The organism is Sulfitobacter sp. LC.270.F.C4, from assembly GCF_032922545.1.
GTDB classification, from domain to species: Bacteria; Pseudomonadota; Alphaproteobacteria; order Rhodobacterales; family Rhodobacteraceae; genus Sulfitobacter; species Sulfitobacter profundi.
Map to the genome: position 1 here is coordinate 777,501 of NZ_CP136692.1, position 21,448 is coordinate 798,948.

Here is a 21,448-nt window from a genome sequence, read left to right on the forward strand (position 1 = left end):
CCAGACGATAGTCTGGGCGGGTAAAAGTATGCTTTTGATACAGGATAAAGAGGATCAGTTTCTTACCAGCTTCTGATCTTCGCGCGAGACGCTAAGTCTTGCTTTTTCTGGATCAAATCAAGCGCGAAAAGGGCGTTTGGTGAATGCCTTGGCAGTAAGAGGCGATGAAAGACGTGATACTCTGCGATAAGCCATGGGGAGCTGAGAATAAGCTTTGATCCATGGATTTCTGAATGGGGCAACCCACCTGATACTTTGTTATTACTGATCTTCGGATCAGCTAATAACTTGGTAAACCAGGTATTTTTAGGCTGAATATATAGGCTTAAAAAGGCAAACCCGGGGAACTGAAACATCTAAGTACCCGGAGGAAAGGAAATCAATATGATACTCCCCTAGTAGCGGCGAGCGAACGGGGACCAGCCGAGCCATGAGTGTGGTTAGAATGCGTTGGAATGCGCAACCAAAGTGGGTGATAGTCCCGTATAAGAAGCATGATTGGACGTATTAAGTAGGGCGGAACACGTGAAATTCTGTCTGAAGATCGGAGGACCACCTTCGAAGGCTAAGTACTCCTTACTGACCGATAGTGAACCAGTACCGTGAGGGAAAGGTGAAAAGCACCCCGACGAGGGGAGTGAAACAGTACCTGAAACCGAACGCCTACAAACAGTTGGAGGGACCTTGCGTCCTGACAGCGTACCTTTTGTATAATGGGTCATCGACTTGGTCTCACGAGCAAGCTTAAGCCGTTAGGTGTAGGCGTAGCGAAAGCGAGTCTTAATAGGGCGTTGAGTTCGTGGGATCAGACCCGAAACCGAGTGATCTAGGCATGGCCAGGTTGAAGATAAGGTAACACTTATTGGAGGACCGAACCCACATCTGTTGAAAAAGATCGGGATGAGCTGTGCCTAGGGGTGAAAGGCCAATCAAACTCGGAGATAGCTGGTTCTCTGCGAAATCTATTTAGGTAGAGCGTCGACCGAATACCCTCGGGGGTAGAGCACTGGATGGGTAATGGGGCCCCACAGGCTTACTGATCCTAACCAAACTCCGAATACCGAGGAGTACTAGTCGGCAGACACACGGCGAATGCTAACGTCCGTCGTGAAGAGGGAAACAACCCTAACCTCCAGCTAAGGCCCCTAATTCATGGCTAAGTGGGAAAGCAGGTGAGACGACCAAAACAACCAGGAGGTTGGCTTAGAAGCAGCCATCCTTTAAAGATAGCGTAACAGCTCACTGGTCTAAATAAGTTGTCTTGCGGCGAAGATGTAACGGGGCTCAAGCCATGAGCCGAAGCTGAGGATGCATTTATTGCATGGTAGCAGAGCGTAGTGTGACATAGTTCCATGTGTCCTTACCTACACTTGTTCGTTTGGTTTACCCCAACCGGACCGTAGGATTGGACACAAGGAGCTTTCTGTGAAGCTGGCGCGTGAGCGATCCGGTGGAGAGATCACTAGTGAGAATGATGACATGAGTAGCGACAAAGAGTGTGAGAGACACTCTCGCCGAAAGTCCAAGGGTTCCTGCTTAAAGCTAATCTGAGCAGGGTAAGCCGACCCCTAAGGCGAGGCCGAAAGGCGTAGTCGATGGGAACCAGGTTAATATTCCTGGGCCAGATGGAAGTGACGGATCTCGAGGGTAGTTCATCCTTATCGGATTGAATGGGCTGCTTAGAGGTCCCTGGAAATAGCTCCATCGCTAGATCGTACCCTAAACCGACACAGGTGGACAGGTAGAGAATACCAAGGCGCTTGAGAGAACTATGTTGAAGGAACTCGGCAAAATACCTCCGTAAGTTCGCGAGAAGGAGGCCCGGTTTCTAGGCAACTAGAGGCTGGGGGCACAAACCAGGGGGTGGCGACTGTTTATTAAAAACACAGGGCTCTGCGAAGTCGCAAGACGACGTATAGGGTCTGACGCCTGCCCGGTGCCTGAAGGTTAAAAGGAGGGGTGAGAGCTCTGAATTGAAGCCCAGGTAAACGGCGGCCGTAACTATAACGGTCCTAAGGTAGCGAAATTCCTTGTCGGGTAAGTTCCGACCTGCACGAATGGCGTAACGACTTCCCCGCTGTCTCCAACATAGACTCAGCGAAATTGAATTACCGGTCAAGATGCCGGTTACCCGCGGTTAGACGGAAAGACCCCGTGCACCTTTACTACAGCTTCACACTGGCATTAGGCCGAACATGTGCAGGATAGGTGGTGGGCTTTGAAACCGAGACGCCAGTCTCGGTGGAGCCTCCCTTGAGATACCACCCTTGTTCTGCTTGATGTCTAACCGCGGACCGTTATCCGGTTCCGGGACCCTGTGTGGCGGGTAGTTTGACTGGGGCGGTCGCCTCCTAAATCGTAACGGAGGCGCGCGAAGGTTGGCTCAGAGCGGTCGGAAATCGCTCGTTGAGTGCAATGGCAGAAGCCAGCCTGACTGCGAGACTGACAAGTCGAGCAGAGTCGAAAGACGGCCATAGTGATCCGGTGGTCCCAAGTGGGAGGGCCATCGCTCAACGGATAAAAGGTACGCCGGGGATAACAGGCTGATACTGCCCAAGAGTCCATATCGACGGCAGTGTTTGGCACCTCGATGTCGGCTCATCTCATCCTGGGGCTGGAGCAGGTCCCAAGGGTACGGCTGTTCGCCGTTTAAAGAGGTACGTGAGCTGGGTTTAGAACGTCGTGAGACAGTTCGGTCCCTATCTTCCGTGGGTGTAGGATACTTGAGAGGAGTTGCCCCTAGTACGAGAGGACCGGGGTGAACGATCCACTGGTGGACCAGTTGTTATGCCAATAGCAGTGCTGGGTAGCTATGATCGGACAGGATAACCGCTGAAGGCATCTAAGCGGGAAGCCCCCCTCAAAACAAGGTATCCCTGAGAGCCGTGGTAGACCACCACGTCGATAGGCCAGAGATGTAAGCGTGGTAACACGTTCAGTTGACTGGTACTAATTGCTCGATAGGCTTGATTTGATCCAGTAGAAGCAAGACTGCTTAACTGGTCAAAAGCATACACATACAATCAGTTGTACATGACTTGGAACACGCTCTGCGTCGCAACGCGCAGAGCGCTTTATCAGGAATTTATTTGGTTTGGTGATCATAGCGCGAGCAAAACACCTGGTCCCATCCCGAACCCAGCCGTTAAGTGCCGTAGCGCCGATGGTACTGCGTCTTAAGACGTGGGAGAGTAGGTCATCGCCAAACCTAATAAGTTCCTGATAAAAAAAGTATCTCTCAACGATGAGAAAAATAACAAAACCGCCGCAGCTATAAAGCTGCGGCGGTTTTGTCTTTGGGGGGGGGCGCAAAACCACTATGCCCAAGAACTGTCCATTTTCCGCCCTGCAGGGGGCGCAATAGATCGGTAACTCTTTCGCAACTGTCTAAAGAGATCGATAAGATGACCCCCACAGATAAGGTTGCCCCTTCGTCAGCATCTGAATTGGACCCCACCGCGCTGTCTGCGATCCGAAACGTGATGGCGGAGGGGCATGCGGGCACCGGGATGGACACACCGGAGCCCCCCGCCAAACATCGGCAGTCCGGACGCAATGCCTTTCCCGAGCTGCCGGAGCCGGAGGTTGCCAAAGCCAAATCCGAAAAACGTTTGCCGCTCAAGTTGCCCAGGAAGCGACCGTCGCCTCGGGCGGTGATGCTTTGCCTGTCAGCGCTCGCAGTAATTATGCGGCCTTGGTTGGTACTGGGCGTGGTTTTCATCGCGGTGTTCGTCACGCTGGGGGTCTTTCTCGCCCTTGGTTATGACGGGTTTTGGGGGCGCGCACTGGCGCTTGGGCGCTGGTATGCCGCGCGGCGGCCGGAGCGGGCGGCGGCGCTTCATGCACGTTTGGATGCATTCGCGATGAAATGGGATGCGGTGCTTGATCGCTTTCCCGAAGGGATGGTCGATGGGCTTTATCTGCCGGACTTTGGCGAGATGGCAGCGGCTGAGACCCGCCATGACGAGGCCCTCGATCGCCGATTTGACAGTCTGCGCAACTCCGAAGCCTAGGCTGCACGCGATGGTGTCTTGAAACTAGGGGGCGGACCCGTTACATCCGCCCAATCGGGCAACAAGGAAAGATGTCATGGCCACCACCAATCCGCTTCAGTTCATCCAGCAGGTTCGCACCGAAGTTGCCAAGGTTGTTTGGCCGACCAAACGCGAAGTGATGCTGACCACGGTGATGGTCTTTATCCTTGCCGCGCTGACGGCGGTTTTCTTTGCGATCGTAGATATCCTGATCCGCGGCGGTCTACAGCAGATCCTTGGGATGTTCGGCTAAGCATCGCCCGCTCGGGTGAATTTATCTTTACACCCTTGAAACCTGCGTCTGCGCGGGCTATTGCGCAGACCTGACCTGAAAAGGGGCGTGCGGCGATTCGAGTTGCGCGCCGATTTTTTGTTCAGATGTTGCGGGGCCGAGGCTCCGTGTGATTGACGAATTTACATGCCGGGGCAGCCCGCATGGCAAGACAGGGACCAGAGTTCAGATGGCAAAACGGTGGTATTCGGTCAGTGTCCTGTCGAACTTCGAAAAGAAGATCGCCGAGCAGATCCGCGCATCCGTGGCCGAGCAGGAACTTGAAGACCAGATTGACGAAGTGCTGGTGCCCACCGAAGAGGTGATCGAGGTCCGGCGCGGCAAGAAGGTGACCACCGAGCGTCGCTTCATGCCCGGCTATGTGCTGGTGCATATGGAAATGTCCGACGCGGGCTATCACCTGATCAACTCGATCAACCGCGTCACCGGTTTCTTGGGCCCGCAAGGCCGCCCGATGCCGATGCGCGATGCCGAGGTTCAGGCGATCTTGGGTCGCGTGCAGGAAGGCGAAGAAGCCCCACGCACGCTGATCCACTTCGAGATCGGCGAAAAGGTCAAGGTTGCCGACGGTCCGTTCGAAGACTTCGACGGCATGATCGAAGAGGTCGACGAGGACAACCAGCGCCTCAAGGTATCGGTCTCGATCTTTGGCCGGGAAACCCCGGTCGAATTGGAATTCACGCAGGTCAACAAGCAGATCTGAGCGTGAGGCGGGCTTCGCCCCGCCATCCCGGCGCCTGAGGGCGTCGGTCATTGTGGGAGGCGAGGGCGCCGCGGCGCCCAACCCGGACCACGCAACGAAGATCCCGCGGGGCGCGCCCCAAGGGTGTTGAAAGGAGAATGGTCAGATGGCCAAGAAACTCGTCGGTACGATGAAGTTGCAAGTTAAAGCGGGTCAAGCAAACCCGTCCCCGCCCGTTGGTCCGGCTCTCGGTCAGCGCGGCATCAACATCATGGAATTCTGCAAGGCGTTCAACGCCAAGACCGCAGACCTGGAGCCGGGCGCACCGTGCCCCACCGTGATCAGCTACTATCAGGACAAGTCCTTCACGATGGACATCAAGACGCCCCCGGCGTCCTACTACCTGAAAAAAGCTGCCAAGGTGAACTCCGGCGCGAAAACGCCGAGCCGTGAAACCGTCGGCACAGTGACCACCAAGCAGCTGCGCGAGATCGCAGAAGCAAAAGCCGCCGACCTGTCTGCGAACGACGTGGAAGCGGCGATGAAAATCATTCTGGGCTCTGCCCGGTCCATGGGCATCGAGGTGAAGTAAGATGGCAAAACTTGGAAAACGCGCCCGCGCCGCCCGTGAAGCCTTTGCTGGTAAAGAAGAGATCACCGTTGAAGAAGCGGTAAGCCTCATCAAAGCAAACGCAAACGCAAAGTTTGACGAAACCATCGAGATCGCGATGAACCTAGGTGTTGACCCACGCCACGCAGACCAGATGGTCCGCGGTGTTGTCGGCCTGCCCAACGGCACCGGCAAAACCATGCGCGTTGCTGTCTTCGCCCGTGGCGCGAAAGCTGAAGAAGCCGAAAAGGCTGGCGCAGATATCGTTGGTGCAGAAGACCTGATGGAAACCGTGCAGTCCGGCAAGATCGACTTTGATCGTTGCATCGCGACACCCGACATGATGCCGATCGTTGGCCGTCTGGGTAAAGTGCTTGGCCCCCGTAACCTGATGCCGAACCCCAAGGTTGGCACCGTGACCATGGATGTCGCCGACGCCGTGAAAGCGGCCAAGGGCGGTGAAGTTCAGTTCAAAGCCGAAAAGGGCGGTGTCGTCCACGCAGGCGTTGGCAAACTGTCCTTCGACGAAGCCAAGCTGGCCGAAAACATCCGTGCTTTTGTTGGCGCGGTGTCCAAAGCCAAGCCTGCCGGTGCCAAAGGCACATATATGAAAAAGATCAACCTGAGCTCCACAATGGGCCCGGGCGTGTCGGTCGCTGTCGAGAACGCAACCGCCGAGTGATCCAGTGGGGTGGGGGCCAGCCTCCCACCTTACGACCCGAGATTTGGCGGCTTCGGCCGTCAGATACGCAAGGACCAAAAGATCGGTCCGCGCGTCTGTCCGAGACGGAGGGTTTGGGCCTTGGCCTGAATAATTCCTTCCTGAGATGGGAAACCGGAAAAATTCTGCCCTCGGGCGGTTTTGGCCGGGACCCTGACATTGGACCCGAATGGGATGCAAAAGATCGCATCCTGAACTGAGCCGGGGGGCAACCCCCAAATTTGGAGTGAAACTGTGGATAGAGCACAAAAAGAACAGCTGGTCGACGAACTCGGCCAGATCTTTGAAAGCTCTGGCGTCGTTGTGGTTAGCCACTACGTCGGTTTGACAGTTGCCGAAATGCAGGACCTTCGGGCGCGCGCACGCGCTGCCGGTGGGGCCGTGCGTGTTGCCAAAAACAGGCTCGCCAAGATCGCCCTTGAGGGCAAGCCATGCGAAAGCATCGCTGACCTTCTGACGGGTATGACCGTTCTGACCTATTCTGAGGATCCTGTGGCTGCGGCCAAGGTTGCTCAGGAATTCTCCAAGGAAAACCCAAAGCTGGTGATCCTCGGTGGTTCCATGGGTGAGAACGCGTTGGACGCCGCTGGTGTCGAAGCCGTGTCGAAAATGCCTTCGCGGGAGGAGCTTATCTCCACCATCGCGGGCATGCTCGGCGCACCTGCTTCGAACATCGCCGGGGCCATTGGCGCACCTGCAAGCAACATCGCATCCATCTTGTCCACGATCGAGGACAAGGCGGCTGCGTAAGGCATATCGTCAAGCCGGCGCTCGGGTTGAACACGCGCGTTGGAACACACATATCGTAACGGAAAGAGCTAAACATGGCTGATCTGAAAAAACTGGCAGAAGACATCGTTGGTCTGACTCTGCTTGAAGCACAAGAACTGAAAACCATCCTCAAAGACGAGTACGGCATCGAGCCCGCCGCTGGCGGCGCAGTGATGATGGCTGGTCCTGCTGATGGCGGCGCTGCCGAAGAAGAAAAGACCGAATTCGACGTCGTTCTGAAGAACGCCGGCGCATCCAAGATCAACGTGATCAAGGAAGTCCGCGGCATCACAGGTCTCGGCCTGAAAGAAGCCAAAGACCTGGTCGAAGCCGGTGGCAAGATCAAAGAAGGCGTCGACAAAGCCGAAGCCGAAGAGATCAAAGGCAAGCTGGAAGCAGCTGGCGCCGAAGTCGAGCTGGCCTAAGCCAGAGGTGCGCGGCAACGTGCACCACGCATGAACAAGGGCTGGACGGGAGTTTTCCTGTCCAGCCTGACCTGTTTTGACGAATGTTCCGTCCGGCGGAGTATTTCTCTGGAGAGGTCCATGGTCGGAAGGGATGCAGTGGGACGCATTCCAAGAATTGACCCGGATTTTCCGCTCTTATGGGCGCGCACCACGGCCCCGGTGGTTGATGCGCTCGGCAAGAGACACGAAAGGTGACACGACACATGGCACAATCCTTCCTTGGCCAGAAACGTCTGCGTAAATATTACGGCAAAATCCGCGAAGTGCTGGAGATGCCGAACCTCATCGAGGTTCAGAAATCCTCTTACGATCTGTTCTTGAATTCCGGCGACGCCGAGACCCCCACCGATGGTGAAGGTATCACAGGTGTTTTCCAGTCGGTTTTCCCGATCAAAGATTTCAATGAGACCTCCGTGCTTGAATACGTCAAGTACGAGCTGGAAAAACCGAAATACGATGTTGAGGAATGTCAGCAGCGTGACATGACCTACAGCGCGCCACTCAAGGTGACGCTGCGCCTCATCGTGTTTGATGTAGACGAAGACACCGGCGCCAAGTCGGTCAAAGACATCAAAGAACAAGACGTGTTCATGGGCGACATGCCCCTGATGACGCCGAACGGCACTTTCGTCGTGAACGGCACCGAGCGTGTGATCGTATCCCAGATGCACCGCTCCCCGGGCGTGTTCTTTGACCACGACAAGGGCAAAACCCACTCTTCGGGTAAGCTCCTCTTCGCTTGCCGCATCATCCCCTACCGCGGTTCCTGGCTGGACTTTGAATTCGACGCCAAAGACATCGTCTTTGCCCGGATCGACCGCCGCCGCAAACTGCCTGTGACGACCTTGCTCTATGCCCTCGGGCTGGACCAAGAGGCGATCATGAACGCCTACTACAAGACGGTCACCTACACGCTTGAGAAGAACAAGGGCTGGGTTGCACCCTTCTTCCCCGACCGCGTGCGCGGCACCCGTCCGACCTATGATCTGGTGGATGCAGCGACAGGTGAAATCCTGTTCGAAGCGACCAAAAAGGTCACCCCTCGCGCCGTCAAAAAACTGCTCGACGAAGGCAAGGTCAAAGACCTGCTGCTGCCTTTCGATCACATCGTTGGCAAGTTCGTCGCGCGTGACATCATCAACGAAGAAACCGGTGCGATCTACGTCGAAGCCGGTGACGAGTTGACGCTGGAATACGACAAAGACGGCACCCTGATCGGCGGCACCGCGAAAGAGCTGATCGACGCGGGCATCACCGAGATTCCGTTGCTGGACATCGACAACGTCAACGTCGGCCCCTACATGCGCAACACCATGGCGATGGACAAGAACATGAACCGCGACACCGCGCTCATGGACATCTACCGCGTCATGCGTCCGGGCGAACCGCCCACCGTCGAGGCCGCGTCTGCGCTCTTTGACACGCTGTTCTTTGATAGCGAACGCTATGACCTCTCGGCCGTTGGCCGCGTGAAAATGAACATGCGTCTGGCGCTTGATAAGCCCGACACACAGCGTACGCTCGACCGTGACGACATCGTTGCTTGTATCAAAGCGTTGGTTGACCTGCGCGATGGCCGTGGCGACATCGACGACATTGACCACCTCGGCAACCGTCGTGTGCGTTCCGTCGGCGAACTGATGGAAAACCAGTACCGCGTTGGCCTGCTGCGCATGGAGCGTGCGATCAAAGAGCGGATGTCCTCTGTCGAGATCGACACCGTGATGCCGCAAGACCTGATCAACGCTAAGCCAGCCGCCGCTGCGGTGCGTGAATTCTTCGGCTCATCGCAGCTGTCGCAGTTTATGGACCAAACCAACCCGCTCTCCGAAGTGACGCACAAGCGTCGTCTCTCGGCGCTTGGGCCGGGCGGTTTGACACGTGAGCGTGCGGGCTTTGAAGTGCGCGACGTTCACCCGACCCACTATGGTCGGATGTGCCCGATTGAAACGCCGGAAGGGCCGAACATTGGTCTGATCAACTCGCTGGCCACTTTTGCCCGCGTGAACAAATACGGCTTCATCGAAACGCCTTACCGCGTGGTCAAGGACAGCACCGTCACCGACGAAGTGCACTACATGTCCGCAACCGAGGAAATGCGCCACACCGTGGCGCAGGCGAACGCCAACCTCGACGAGAACATGAAGTTCGTCAACGAACTGGTCTCGACCCGTCAGTCCGGCGACTACACACTGGCCCCGACGGAAAACGTGGACCTGATCGACGTTTCGCCCAAGCAGTTGGTCTCGGTCGCTGCTTCGTTGATCCCGTTCCTCGAAAACGACGACGCCAACCGCGCTCTCATGGGCTCGAACATGCAACGTCAGGCGGTTCCGCTTCTGCAAGCTGAGGCGCCTCTTGTCGGCACCGGCATCGAAGAAGTTGTGGCACGCGATTCCGGGGCGGCCTACACGGCACGCCGCGCGGGTATCATCGACCAAGTCGATGCATCGCGTATCGTGATCCGGGCCACCGAAGACCTTGAGCTGGGCGACGCGGGTGTGGACATCTACCGCATGCGCAAATTCCAGCGCTCGAACCAGAACACCTGCATCAACCAGCGCCCGCTGGTGAAAGTGGGCGAGAAGGTCACGAAAGGTCAGGTCATCGCAGATGGCCCGTCGACCGATATGGGGGAACTGGCGCTCGGCAAGAACGTCGTCGTCGCCTTCATGCCGTGGAATGGCTACAACTACGAAGACTCCATCCTGATCTCCGAGCGGATTTCCCGTGATGACGTCTTCACCTCGATCCACATCGAGGAATTCGAAGTCGCCGCGCGTGACACGAAGCTTGGGCCAGAAGAAATCACCCGCGACATTCCCAACGTCGGCGAGGAAGCTCTGCGCAACCTCGACGAAGCCGGTATCGTGTACATCGGTGCGGACGTAGAGCCGGGCGATATCCTTGTGGGCAAAATCACACCGAAGGGCGAAAGCCCGATGACGCCGGAAGAAAAGCTTCTGCGCGCCATTTTCGGTGAGAAAGCCTCTGACGTGCGCGACACCTCGTTGCGTGTGAAGCCAGGCGATTTCGGCACCGTTGTCGAAGTGCGCGTCTTCAACCGTCACGGTGTCGAGAAAGACGAGCGTGCGCTGCAGATCGAGCGTGAGGAAGTCGAACGTCTGGCCCGTGACCGGGACGACGAGCTGGCGATCCTCGACCGCAACATCTACGCGCGTCTCAAGGACATGATCCTTGGCAAAATCGCCGTCAAAGGCCCGAAAGGCGTGAAGGCGAACAGCCAGATCACCGAGGAACTGCTGGAAACTCTGACCCGTGGTCAGTGGTGGCAGCTGGCCCTTGAGGACGAGGATGACGCGAAGATCGTCGAAGCCCTGAACGAGCAGTATGAGATCCAGAAACGGACCTTGGATGCACGTTTCGAGGATAAGGTCGAGAAAGTACGTCGTGGTGACGATCTGCCCCCGGGTGTGATGAAGATGGTCAAAGTGTTCGTGGCGGTGAAGCGTAAGCTGCAGCCGGGCGACAAGATGGCTGGTCGTCACGGGAACAAGGGTGTGATCTCGAAAGTGGTGCCAATGGAGGACATGCCGTTCCTCGCCGATGGTACCCCGGTCGACTTCTGCCTTAACCCTCTGGGTGTTCCTAGCCGGATGAACGTCGGTCAGATTCTTGAGACACACATGGGCTGGGCCGCACGCGGGCTGGGCATCAACATCGACGAGGCGCTGCAAGAGTATAAGCGTTCCGGCGATCTGACACCTGTGCGTGAAGCAATGCAGCTGGCTTATGGCGATGATGTCTACGAAGAGGGCATCACCGGCATGGACGAGGACACGCTTCTTGAAGTGGCCGACAACGTGCGCCGCGGCGTGCCAATTGCCACGCCGGTCTTTGACGGTGCCAAGGAAGCGGACGTGAACGACAGCCTCAAGCGTGCTGGGTTCGACACCTCCGGTCAGTCGGTGCTGTTCGATGGTCGTACAGGTGAGCAGTTTGCCCGCCCCGTGACTGTCGGCGTCAAGTACCTGCTCAAGCTGCACCACCTGGTGGACGACAAAATCCACGCACGTTCGACAGGGCCGTACTCCCTCGTCACACAGCAGCCGCTGGGTGGTAAGGCACAGTTCGGTGGCCAGCGCTTTGGTGAGATGGAAGTCTGGGCTCTTGAAGCTTACGGCGCGGCTTACACATTGCAGGAAATGCTGACCGTCAAGTCGGACGACGTCGCGGGCCGGACCAAGGTCTATGAAAGCATCGTCAAGGGCGAGGATAACTTCGAAGCGGGCATTCCAGAGAGCTTTAACGTTCTCGTCAAAGAAGTGCGCGGCCTCGGCCTGAATATGGAACTCCTGGATGCGGAGGAGGATGAGTGAGGCGTAAACGGAATTTTTTGAAAATTCCGGGCCGTTTTCTTGAAAAGAAAACGGCGCCCCTCCCTCCCATCGCACCCCTTTCAAGGATCTGAAAATGAACCAGGAACTGACAAACAACCCGTTCAACCCGCTGACGCCGCAAAAAGCGTTTGACGAAATCAAGGTTTCTTTGGCCTCCCCCGAGCGGATCCTCAGCTGGTCCTTCGGCGAGATCAAGAAGCCGGAAACCATCAACTACCGTACGTTCAAGCCCGAGCGTGATGGCCTGTTCTGCGCACGTATCTTTGGCCCGATCAAAGACTACGAATGTCTTTGCGGCAAATATAAGCGGATGAAGTATCGCGGCGTCGTCTGCGAGAAGTGCGGTGTCGAAGTGACGCTGCAAAAGGTCCGTCGTGAGCGTATGGGCCACATCGAGCTGGCCTCGCCAGTCGCGCATATCTGGTTCCTCAAGTCGCTGCCCTCTCGCATCGGCCTGATGCTGGACATGACACTGCGTGATTTGGAACGTGTTCTCTACTTCGAGAACTACGTGGTGATCGAGCCGGGCCTTACCGATCTTCAATACGGTCAGATGATGACCGAAGAAGAATACATGGACGCCCAAGACGCCTATGGCATGGACGCTTTCACCGCCAATATCGGTGCCGAAGCGATCCGTGAGATGCTGGCGGCGATCGATCTGGAAGCCGAAGCCGAGACCCTGCGCGCCGATCTGAAAGAGGCGACAGGCGAGCTGAAGCCCAAGAAGATCATCAAGCGTCTGAAAGTGGTTGAGTCCTTCCTCGAGTCGGGCAACCGTCCTGAGTGGATGGTCATGACCGTGATCCCGGTGATCCCGCCAGAACTGCGCCCGCTGGTGCCGCTGGATGGTGGCCGTTTCGCGACCTCTGACCTCAACGACCTGTACCGCCGCGTGATCAACCGGAACAACCGTTTGAAGCGTCTCATTGAGCTGCGCGCGCCTGACATCATCGTCCGCAACGAAAAGCGGATGCTGCAGGAATCCGTCGACGCTCTGTTCGACAACGGCCGCCGTGGCCGCGTCATCACCGGTGCCAACAAGCGCCCGCTGAAGTCGCTCTCGGACATGCTGAAAGGCAAGCAGGGTCGCTTCCGTCAGAACCTTTTGGGTAAGCGCGTCGACTTCTCGGGCCGTTCGGTCATTGTGACCGGTCCTGAGTTGAAGCTGCACCAATGTGGTCTGCCCAAGAAGATGGCCTTGGAGCTGTTCAAGCCGTTCATCTACTCGCGTCTGGAGGCCAAAGGTCTGTCCTCCACCGTGAAACAGGCGAAGAAACTGGTCGAAAAAGAGCGTCCCGAAGTTTGGGACATCCTTGATGAGGTGATCCGTGAACACCCCGTCATGCTCAACCGCGCGCCGACGCTTCACCGTCTTGGCATTCAGGCGTTCGAGCCCGTGTTGATCGAAGGTAAAGCGATCCAGCTTCACCCGCTGGTCTGCTCGGCCTTTAACGCTGACTTCGACGGTGACCAGATGGCCGTTCACGTGCCGCTCTCGCTGGAAGCCCAGTTGGAAGCGCGTGTTCTGATGATGTCCACGAACAACGTTCTGTCGCCTGCAAACGGCGCCCCGATCATCGTGCCATCGCAGGATATGATCTTGGGTCTCTACTACACGACCCTTGAGCGTAAAGGCATGGTTGGCGAAGGCATGGTCTTTGGTTCGGTTGATGAGGTGCAGCACGCCCTCGACGCCGGTGCGGTTCACCTGCACACCAAGATTAAAGCCCGGATCAAACAGATCGACGCCGAAGGCAACGAAGTGATGATGCGCTTCGACACGACCCCCGGTCGTGTACGTCTTGGCGCCTTGCTGCCGCTGAACGCCAAAGCACCGTTTGACCTAGTCAACCGTCTGCTGCGGAAGAAAGAAGTGCAGCAGGTCATCGACACCGTCTACCGTTATTGCGGTCAGAAAGAGTCGGTTATCTTCTGTGACCAGATCATGACGATGGGTTTCCGCGAAGCTTTCAAAGCGGGCATCTCCTTCGGCAAAGACGACATGCTGATCCCAGACTCCAAATGGCCGCTGGTTGAAGAGACCCGCGAGCAGGTGAAGGACTTTGAACAGCAGTACATGGACGGCCTGATCACTCAGGGCGAAAAGTACAACAAAGTCGTCGATGCATGGTCGAAGTGTAACGACAAGGTCACGGACGCGATGATGGGCTCCATCTCGGCCACCACGTACCACGAGAATGGTTCCGAAAAAGAGCCGAACTCGGTTTACATGATGGCCCACTCCGGTGCCCGTGGCTCGGTCACGCAGATGAAACAGTTGGGCGGGATGCGCGGCCTGATGGCGAAGCCGAATGGCGACATCATCGAGACGCCGATCATCTCGAACTTTAAAGAAGGTCTGACCGTTCTTGAGTACTTCAACTCGACACACGGTGCGCGGAAAGGTCTGTCGGATACTGCTTTGAAAACAGCGAACTCCGGCTACCTGACACGCCGTCTGGTGGACGTGGCGCAAGACTGCATCGTGCGTCAGCATGACTGTGGTACTGAGACTGCGATTACGGCTGAAGCAGCGGTTAACGACGGTGAGGTTGTCTCCTCGCTGGCCGAGCGTTTGCTGGGCCGTGTTGCGGCGGATGATATTCTGGTGCCCGGCACCGAGGATGTTCTGGTGCCCGCAGGCTCGTTGATCGACGAGCGCATGTCGGATGCCATCGACGAAGCCGGGGTGCAGTCCGCACGGATCCGCAGCCCACTTACCTGTGATGCCGAAGAGGGTGTCTGCGCCATGTGCTATGGCCGTGACCTTGCACGCGGTACGCTGGTTAACCAAGGTGAGGCTGTCGGCATCATCGCGGCCCAGTCGATTGGTGAACCCGGTACTCAGCTGACGATGCGGACCTTCCACATCGGCGGCGTTGCTCAGGGTGGTCAGCAGTCCTTCCTCGAGGCCAGCCAGTCCGGCAAAATCGTGTTCGACAATGCGCAGACGCTTGAAAACAGCGCCGGTGAAATGCTCGTCATGGGCCGGAACATGAAACTGTCGATCGTCGATGAGAACGGCGATGAGCGCGCCAGCCACAAGATCGGCTACGGCACCAAGCTTCACGTCAAGGAAGGCGACAGCGTGGCACGCGGCGACAAGCTGTTCGAATGGGATCCCTACACCCTGCCGATCATCGCCGAAAAACCTGGTATGACCAAATACGTCGACCTTGTTTCGGGCATCGCGGTCAAAGAAGACACCGACGAAGCAACCGGCATGACTCAGAAGATCGTGATCGACTGGCGCGCGGCCCCCAAGGGCAACGAGCTTAAGCCCGAGATCATCTTGGTGGGTGAAGATGGCGAACCGGTCCGCAACGATGCGGGCAACCCGGTTACCTATCCGATGTCGGTGGATGCGGTTCTGTCCGTTGAGGACCAGACCGAGGTTCAGGCCGGTGACATCATCGCGCGTATCCCGCGTGAAGGTGCCAAGACCAAGGACATTACCGGTGGTCTGCCGCGTGTTGCCGAACTCTTTGAGGCACGTCGCCCCAAAGACCACGCCATCATCGCGGAAATCGACGGCTATGTGCGCTTCGGCAAGGACTACAAGAACAAGCGCCGCATCGCGATCGAAAGCTCGGATGATCCGGACGTGAAGGTTGAATACATGGTACCCAAGGGGAAACACATCCCCGTTGCCGAAGGCGACTTCGTGCAGAAGGGTGACTACATCATGGACGGCAACCCCGCGCCGCACGACATTCTGGCGATCATGGGCGTCGAAGCTCTGGCTGAATACATGATTGACGAAGTGCAGGACGTTTACCGCCTGCAGGGTGTGAAGATTAACGACAAACACATCGAAGTCATCGTGCGTCAAATGCTGCAGAAGTGGGAAATCCAAGAAAGCGGCGACACCACGCTGCTCAAGGGTGAACACGTCGACAAGCAGGAATTCGATCAGGCCAACGAAAAGGCCCTGTCGAAGGGTGGCCGTCCTGCCAAGGGCGAACCGATCCTGCTGGGCATCACCAAGGCGTCGCTGCAGACCCGCAGCTTCATCTCTGCCGCGTCCTTCCAGGAAACAACGCGCGTGCTGACCGAAGCTTCGGTTCAGGGCAAGCGGGACAAACTGGTCGGTCTGAAAGAGAACGTCATCGTGGGCCGTCTGATCCCGGCGGGCACTGGTGGGGCGACCCAGCAGATGCGCAAAGTGGCGACAGACCGCGACAACGTCGTGATCGAAGCGCGCCGCGAAGAAGCCGAAGCCGCTGCCGCCTTGGCAGCACCTGCGGCCTCTGCGGATGACGACATCGTCGGTGGCGATGTGTTCAACACGCCGGTCGGTGACGACGAGAGCCGCGATTGATCGCCGCTCTGACCTGACAATCAAAAGCCCCCGCAGTGAAAGCTTGGCTCATTCCGGCTTTTGGGACACAACTACAACGGCTACCGAGAAAATCCTCGGTAGCCGTTTGATTTTAGTCGTATATTTTACAGGGCTGCTTACACAGGCTACGGGCCTTTTGTCCCGACGCAACAGTAAACAGAAAAATCGTTTTGGGATTTCGTTGCCGGGCAAAACGGCCAACATCCCATTCGGTCCCGGAGGCCTTCTTGACAGATCAATATCGACAGATCGGAGATCGTATGGTCAGGAAGCTCAAGCAGCTTAAACTTTCTCAAGTCTACCCTGCCGTTCTGGCAGATTTCAACCTCAATACCTGCGGTGACCCGGACTGCGGCAACTTCGGCGTTGCGCCGGACTTCACGATCCCGGTCTTCAAGGGGAAAAACGCTGCGCAACGCAAACAGGTGGCCGCGGCGAGCATCCCGGCCCTGACGACCGGGCTCGGCTCCTACACCATGTCGAGCGATGATCATCATCCCCGTATCTCGGAGGTCTTCGAATACGCCGGCGATCCCGTTGGATGGGATGATGGTCGCTCCATGGAGTGCGGTCATCAGCGCGGCAACAGCATCTGCAACATCAGCTTCGCGGTCCTGTCGAACGAGCATTTCCTGGAAGAGTATTACCGGCTGCTCTTCGCTGGCGGCTGCCTCGAAGGTCCTGTGTGCGGCGCGTGCGGTGCGCGGTATCTTGAGAAGCCCGACGAGTTCATCTTCAACGGCACGCACGGGAAGCTGGCTCCAGGTGGCAACCGCCGAAAGGCAAAACCATCAGGGTTCCGGATCATCCACCGCCCCTGCAAAGGTAAGCCTGGTGCGAGGATCTCGGTATCGCTGGATCACCAAGCCCAGAAGGAGTTGCGCGACAACGTCCGAATCCTAAGATGCATCGTCAACGGCGACAGCATCACGACCATGCGCCGTGTTCTGGCTGACCCTGACACCGGGAAGCAGATCGGCGTGAGCCGCCTTTACAGCCGCATCTTCTGGTTGGAGAAAACCTTGCTCGCCTTCGAGCGTGCGAAGCTGAAGGAATGGAAGCAGCGAGTGGAGGCGTCCGACCGCTTCAGCCACATGCGGATCGCCCACGACGACGTCACGATATCGGTCAACTGGGAAAGCCGCTTCGATCGACGGCTGACGTCCCTCCAGTTTTCGGTCTCCGCCGACATTCGGAGCGGGTATGTCTTCCGGATCGACGCAAACTTCGACCCGAATGTCGATCCCGTGGAGTTCATCCAAGAGCACTATCTCGACGACACAGGCCAGCCCACGAACCTCCGGCAACAATACTCCCAGAAATCGGGGGTCACCTTCACCGCACCCAAGATGCAGTTCCAGCGCCCGAGCGGGCGGCTCGATGAGGCCATGCTATTCGCCAGCGCGGAAGGCCGCTGGAGGGTGTTCTCCGAGCGTGTGCAGAATGCATACGAAAAGACCGTGAATGCCGGCTTCACCCTTCCGCCTGAGGCCCAGGAAAAGATCGCTGAGGCCGACGACAAGAGGTATCAGCTGGACCAGATCCGGCAGGGGTATTTCGGCTTCCACGACACGGATCGCGACTTTCGGGGCAGCTTCAATGGGAGCGTTGTGAAGCCGACATACACCAAGGCGGCGCATCTTGCCTGCCTCCGTGATATGCTGCCCAAGGGCAAGATTACGTTGGTCGGCGAACAGGAGGCGACAATGGTTCGCGTCGTGCCACACGTATTCCGCGACATGATCAACGAAGACATGTTCGAGTGGTTCGTGATCTCCTTCGACAAAGAAGTCTCCGCGCCCAAAAGCAAGGAGCGAATGGCACGATTCACTGAGGGGCTGGAGGCCTTCAAGGAAAGGGCGCGGGCAAAGCTCGGAGGCGATATTTCGGATCGCGAACTACTGGAGCGATACTGCACCAAGCGGATGAAAACGGCATGCGTCGAGGGACGAGGTGGCGCGAAATACTCGCATGCGATCGCGAACTTCCAGTCACGCCAGTTCCCCCAGGTCTGGATAAAGACGCCGGCGCAGTATTTTGGGGAAACCCAGAAAGTCGTGGGGTTTCCTGTCCTTCGGAAGAAATATCGAGATCCTCTGAAGAAGTTGGATTTCGACCAGGAGGTTCATGACCCAGAACTTCGCGCAGCACTGACACGACGAGCGCTGAAAGCGACTATTCAGCCCGTATCGACCTTCATGAGTTCCTTGCGCCATAGGACAAGCCCGTCGAAACGGGCCGGCGGCAAGGGAGCACGGACAGGCCCAGCATACATCAATGGCGCGGTCTTCAATCCTGCCGTGCTGATGGCGTTCCTCAACATTTTCCGGGTCTACTACAACTGGTTCGAGCCGCGGCAATACAAGGGACCGGGCGCGGCTGCCGGAAGTGAAACGACGATCCCAGAAGGGATGTCCGCCATTCGCATTCCAGGCACAAAGGAGACACTCGAAATCCCGAAAAAGGCAACGACGGTGCCGGTGATGCTTACGCCAGCAATGCGTCTTGGGGCCGATCCGGAAAAACCGAACGGACGATCAAGGAAAGCGCCCGATCCGAGGCGGGTCCTCTACAGGCCTTGGCTATATCACGGCACGCCGCTGTGGCGAAAGTTTGAGTCCAGATAGCGGCTCCACACTACTACAGCTGGTTCAGATGAAGATATCCACCACAAAATCTTCCTTTGCCCAACACTTGAACCTATATTCTTCTTGGGTGCGCTCTCGCAAAGTGCGCAGCGGCGATGACGAGGAGGAATATCAAGCATGGCAGACCATGAGTATTCAGTTGTGGGCCATAGTAGAGCGAAAATAGGTATGTTCATCGCGGCCGTCGCGGGCGCCGTCTCAGGCGCGCTTGCAACTCTTGCCGGGCTTACAGCGACATACCTTTCCAATCAACAAGTCGAGGTGCCTGACCTTATTCTGTGGCCGGTTACTGGCACCGTCATCTTCAGTCTGCTTTTTTTGATTTTCAACAAATATATCTGGAGAGTGGTGCGGCTACGTGGCGTTGTAGGCGTGCCTGACCTTGAAGGCAGCTGGCACGTTTCTGGAAAGTCCTACGATCCAGAAAACAATCCAAAATATGACTGGAGCGGCGTGATCGACATCACGCAATGCTACGAGAAAATCACAGTCCACCTTCGGACGGAGCAAAGCTCATCGAAGAGCATCTCCGCGGCTGTAGTAAACGAGGGTCGAGCGGGATATCGACTGATATATAGCTACGAGAATAAGCCGGATGCTGGCGAGAAAGAACTCGTTCCACACCTTGGGCACTGCGATTTCCTGTTCGATGCAGACCTCAAGACCGCACGTGGAAACTATTTCAATGGCGGCGGACGCATGACGCACGGAAAGATGACACTTTCGAAGGTGGATGAATAATGGATTACAGCATCGAAGATCGGCTGAAGCGCCTAAAATCGCGTCGCATGGACGCCTCGAACGCGCCGCTTTCAACCCGAGGTTATGTGGAGGACTATGATCGGCGCACGAGCAATCAGGCCACGAGATATGCCTTGGGGGCGATGCAGGAGGTGGACTTTCGATCCACGGAGATTTCGCGTGAAGAGGCGCAAAAAGTTGAGAAGGCATTAGGAGAACGCCTGGTGAAGCACGGCTACAAACCTCGCTTCCGACTCCAAGGCTCTGTCCCCATGAACACTCATATTCGAGGCGTGAGCGATGTCGATTTATTGGAAATCCTTGGGGAAACTATCACATTCGCGCCTTCCGGCCCCAATGCTCTCAACTATACTCCTTCTACACGTCCAGGAACCATTGCGGACGAAGTTCTCGCAATGAGGTCTGCCTCGGAGGAGGAGCTGGCTACGCACTTCTGGGGGGCAAAAATTGACAGGTCTAATGCCAAGTCTATCCAGCTTTCCGAAGGTGGTTTCCGGCGCAAGATCGATGTCGTTCCGTCGCACTGGTTCGACAGTGTTGAATATCAAACATACCAAAATGAGGTTTTTCGCGGCGTCTGCGTCGTGAATAAGAACACGAAAGAGAGCCATCGCAACTATCCCTTTTTGTTCCGGCACCACATCGACCAAAAGGGAAAGGAAACCGATGACGGCGCGAAGATGGCCATACGATTGCTGAAAAATCTCAGCGCAGACAGTCAAAAAGACTTGTCAATCAGCAGTTATGACATTGCCAGCATAGTTTTTCACTGCCCGTCCCATGTGATTGGGCGCCATGTCGCGAGAGACTTGGCAATCCTTTCAGGGATCAGTGCGTTCCTAAATCAGTTGGCGGCCAATCGTTCGCAAGCTGAAGCCCTCATGTCTCCGGATGGAACTCGAAAGATCTTCGACAAGAGCGAAAAATGGGGCAGCTTCTTGACGTTAGCTCGAAACACTTCTCAACTCGCACGGGAGGTAGAGCGGGAGCTGGTCGGGCCTCAGCTCCTCATGGAACGGGATTTTGGTCAGGTTCTCAAGAGCCTGAACGAGAGCAGGATTCCCGTCGTTCCAACCTATTGAACGAACCGCATCATCACCAAACGATACCGCGCCCCGGAAACATATTGTTTCCGGGGCGCGGTGTCCCATATTCCGGAATGAGCCAGTGAAAGCTGCGGGGGCTTTTTTATGCGCGGTGCCGCAGCATCGATTGCACATTGCCAGCGAGATGGCCGGGAATTTGCCGCCGTAGCCTTACATCCGCCACATAGTGGCAATAGGTTTGCGAAAGCTTAACCGTCGTAAGGTTCTTCAGATGACGTCTCGCATTCTACATATCGACGATGATCCGATCATTCTGGAATTGGTAAAGATGATCTTTTCCGACGACAGATCGCTGACCTTTGTCTCTTGCCTGAACGCCCGCGATGCGCTGGCGGTGGTGAATGACCTGAAGCCCGATTTGATCATCAGTGATATCTCCATGCCCGATATGGGCGGCCTGGAATTGGCGCACCGCTTTGGCGAAAACCCCGCCATCGCCGGAACGCCTATTATCTTCCTCAGCGGCCGCACCCGCGATCTTGAGGTTTATGACGCCTTTCGCAATCTGGCCGCGACGGTGATGCAAAAGCCTGTCGAGCCGGGGTTGCTGCGCAGCACGGTTCGGAACCTGTTGGCCAGTCAGCAACAGCCGGTGGCGCAGGCGTCCAACCAGTAAGGCCGGGCAACTGCTGGGCACCCGTCTTACGCA

The 21,448-nt window shown here is 56.7% G+C and carries 13 protein-coding genes and 2 rRNA genes; all 15 read left to right on the forward strand.

From position 1 onward, the window contains the following. Positions 1-115 precede the first annotated feature (115 nt). Positions 116-2,974, forward strand: a 23S ribosomal RNA gene (locus R1T45_RS07615). 119 nt (positions 2,975-3,093) lie between these two features. After that, positions 3,094-3,208: ribosomal RNA gene (gene rrf, locus R1T45_RS07620) — 5S ribosomal RNA — on the forward strand. 196 nt (positions 3,209-3,404) lie between these two features. Continuing rightward, complete coding sequence (locus R1T45_RS07625) at positions 3,405-4,013, forward strand: hypothetical protein (RefSeq protein WP_317390547.1); 609 nt, start codon at positions 3,405-3,407, stop codon at positions 4,011-4,013. Between the two features lie 76 nt (positions 4,014-4,089). Beyond that, positions 4,090-4,287, forward strand: coding sequence for a preprotein translocase subunit SecE (secE, locus tag R1T45_RS07630; RefSeq protein WP_007118815.1), 198 nt, complete (start codon positions 4,090-4,092; stop codon positions 4,285-4,287). Positions 4,288-4,495: 208 nt separating this feature from the next. After that, positions 4,496-5,029: a transcription termination/antitermination protein NusG gene (gene nusG / locus R1T45_RS07635; RefSeq protein WP_007118816.1), complete on the forward strand. Its 534-nt coding sequence runs from the start codon at positions 4,496-4,498 to the stop codon at positions 5,027-5,029. 145 nt (positions 5,030-5,174) lie between these two features. Continuing rightward, positions 5,175-5,600, forward strand: a complete 426-nt coding sequence (gene rplK / locus R1T45_RS07640) for a 50S ribosomal protein L11 (RefSeq protein WP_007118817.1) — start codon at positions 5,175-5,177, stop codon at positions 5,598-5,600. A gap of 1 nt (position 5,601) precedes the next feature. Next, on the forward strand, positions 5,602-6,300 hold the full coding sequence (gene rplA, locus R1T45_RS07645; protein WP_317390548.1) for a 50S ribosomal protein L1: 699 nt from the start codon (positions 5,602-5,604) through the stop codon (positions 6,298-6,300). 273 nt (positions 6,301-6,573) lie between these two features. Beyond that, entirely contained in the window at positions 6,574-7,089 is a 516-nt protein-coding gene (rplJ, locus tag R1T45_RS07650) for a 50S ribosomal protein L10 (RefSeq protein WP_007118819.1), read from the forward strand. A gap of 74 nt (positions 7,090-7,163) precedes the next feature. After that, positions 7,164-7,535, forward strand: coding sequence for a 50S ribosomal protein L7/L12 (rplL, locus tag R1T45_RS07655; protein ID WP_007118820.1), 372 nt, complete (start codon positions 7,164-7,166; stop codon positions 7,533-7,535). 245 nt (positions 7,536-7,780) lie between these two features. Then, entirely contained in the window at positions 7,781-11,917 is a 4,137-nt protein-coding gene (rpoB, locus tag R1T45_RS07660; protein ID WP_093928958.1) for a DNA-directed RNA polymerase subunit beta, read from the forward strand. A gap of 94 nt (positions 11,918-12,011) precedes the next feature. After that, positions 12,012-16,262, forward strand: coding sequence for a DNA-directed RNA polymerase subunit beta' (gene rpoC, locus R1T45_RS07665; protein ID WP_067938323.1), 4,251 nt, complete (start codon positions 12,012-12,014; stop codon positions 16,260-16,262). A gap of 248 nt (positions 16,263-16,510) precedes the next feature. Next, positions 16,511-18,910 carry a hypothetical protein gene (locus tag R1T45_RS07670; RefSeq protein ID WP_317390549.1) on the forward strand — a complete coding sequence of 800 codons (2,400 nt, stop codon included), beginning with the start codon at positions 16,511-16,513 and terminating at the stop codon, positions 18,908-18,910. A 138-nt stretch (positions 18,911-19,048) separates the two neighbouring features. Further along, on the forward strand, positions 19,049-19,672 hold the full coding sequence (locus R1T45_RS07675) for a hypothetical protein (protein ID WP_317390550.1): 624 nt from the start codon (positions 19,049-19,051) through the stop codon (positions 19,670-19,672). Continuing rightward, the gene (locus tag R1T45_RS07680) at positions 19,672-20,775 is read left to right on the forward strand and encodes a hypothetical protein (protein WP_317390551.1); all 1,104 of its coding nucleotides are present in this window, start codon (positions 19,672-19,674) and stop codon (positions 20,773-20,775) included. Before R1T45_RS07675 ends, R1T45_RS07680 begins: the two co-directional genes overlap by 1 nt. Positions 20,776-21,010: 235 nt before the next feature. Further along, on the forward strand, positions 21,011-21,415 hold the full coding sequence (locus R1T45_RS07685) for a two-component system response regulator (RefSeq protein ID WP_067622145.1): 405 nt from the start codon (positions 21,011-21,013) through the stop codon (positions 21,413-21,415). Positions 21,416-21,448 lie beyond the last annotated feature (33 nt).

Excerpts from the sequence above, each read along its gene's own strand:
- R1T45_RS07625 (WP_317390547.1), top strand. The coding sequence starts at position 3,405 with ATGACCCCCACAGATAAGGTTGCCCCTTCGTCAGCATCTGAATTGGAC.
- secE (WP_007118815.1), top strand. The coding sequence starts at position 4,090 with ATGGCCACCACCAATCCGCTTCAGTTCATCCAGCAGGTTCGCACCGAA.
- nusG (WP_007118816.1), top strand. The coding sequence starts at position 4,496 with ATGGCAAAACGGTGGTATTCGGTCAGTGTCCTGTCGAACTTCGAAAAG.
- rplK (WP_007118817.1), top strand. The coding sequence starts at position 5,175 with ATGGCCAAGAAACTCGTCGGTACGATGAAGTTGCAAGTTAAAGCGGGT.
- rplA (WP_317390548.1), top strand. The coding sequence starts at position 5,602 with ATGGCAAAACTTGGAAAACGCGCCCGCGCCGCCCGTGAAGCCTTTGCT.
- rplL (WP_007118820.1), top strand. The coding sequence starts at position 7,164 with ATGGCTGATCTGAAAAAACTGGCAGAAGACATCGTTGGTCTGACTCTG.
- rpoB (WP_093928958.1), top strand. The coding sequence starts at position 7,781 with ATGGCACAATCCTTCCTTGGCCAGAAACGTCTGCGTAAATATTACGGC.
- rpoC (WP_067938323.1), top strand. The coding sequence starts at position 12,012 with ATGAACCAGGAACTGACAAACAACCCGTTCAACCCGCTGACGCCGCAA.
- R1T45_RS07675 (WP_317390550.1), top strand. The coding sequence starts at position 19,049 with ATGGCAGACCATGAGTATTCAGTTGTGGGCCATAGTAGAGCGAAAATA.
- R1T45_RS07680 (WP_317390551.1), top strand. The coding sequence starts at position 19,672 with ATGGATTACAGCATCGAAGATCGGCTGAAGCGCCTAAAATCGCGTCGC.
- R1T45_RS07685 (WP_067622145.1), top strand. The coding sequence starts at position 21,011 with ATGACGTCTCGCATTCTACATATCGACGATGATCCGATCATTCTGGAA.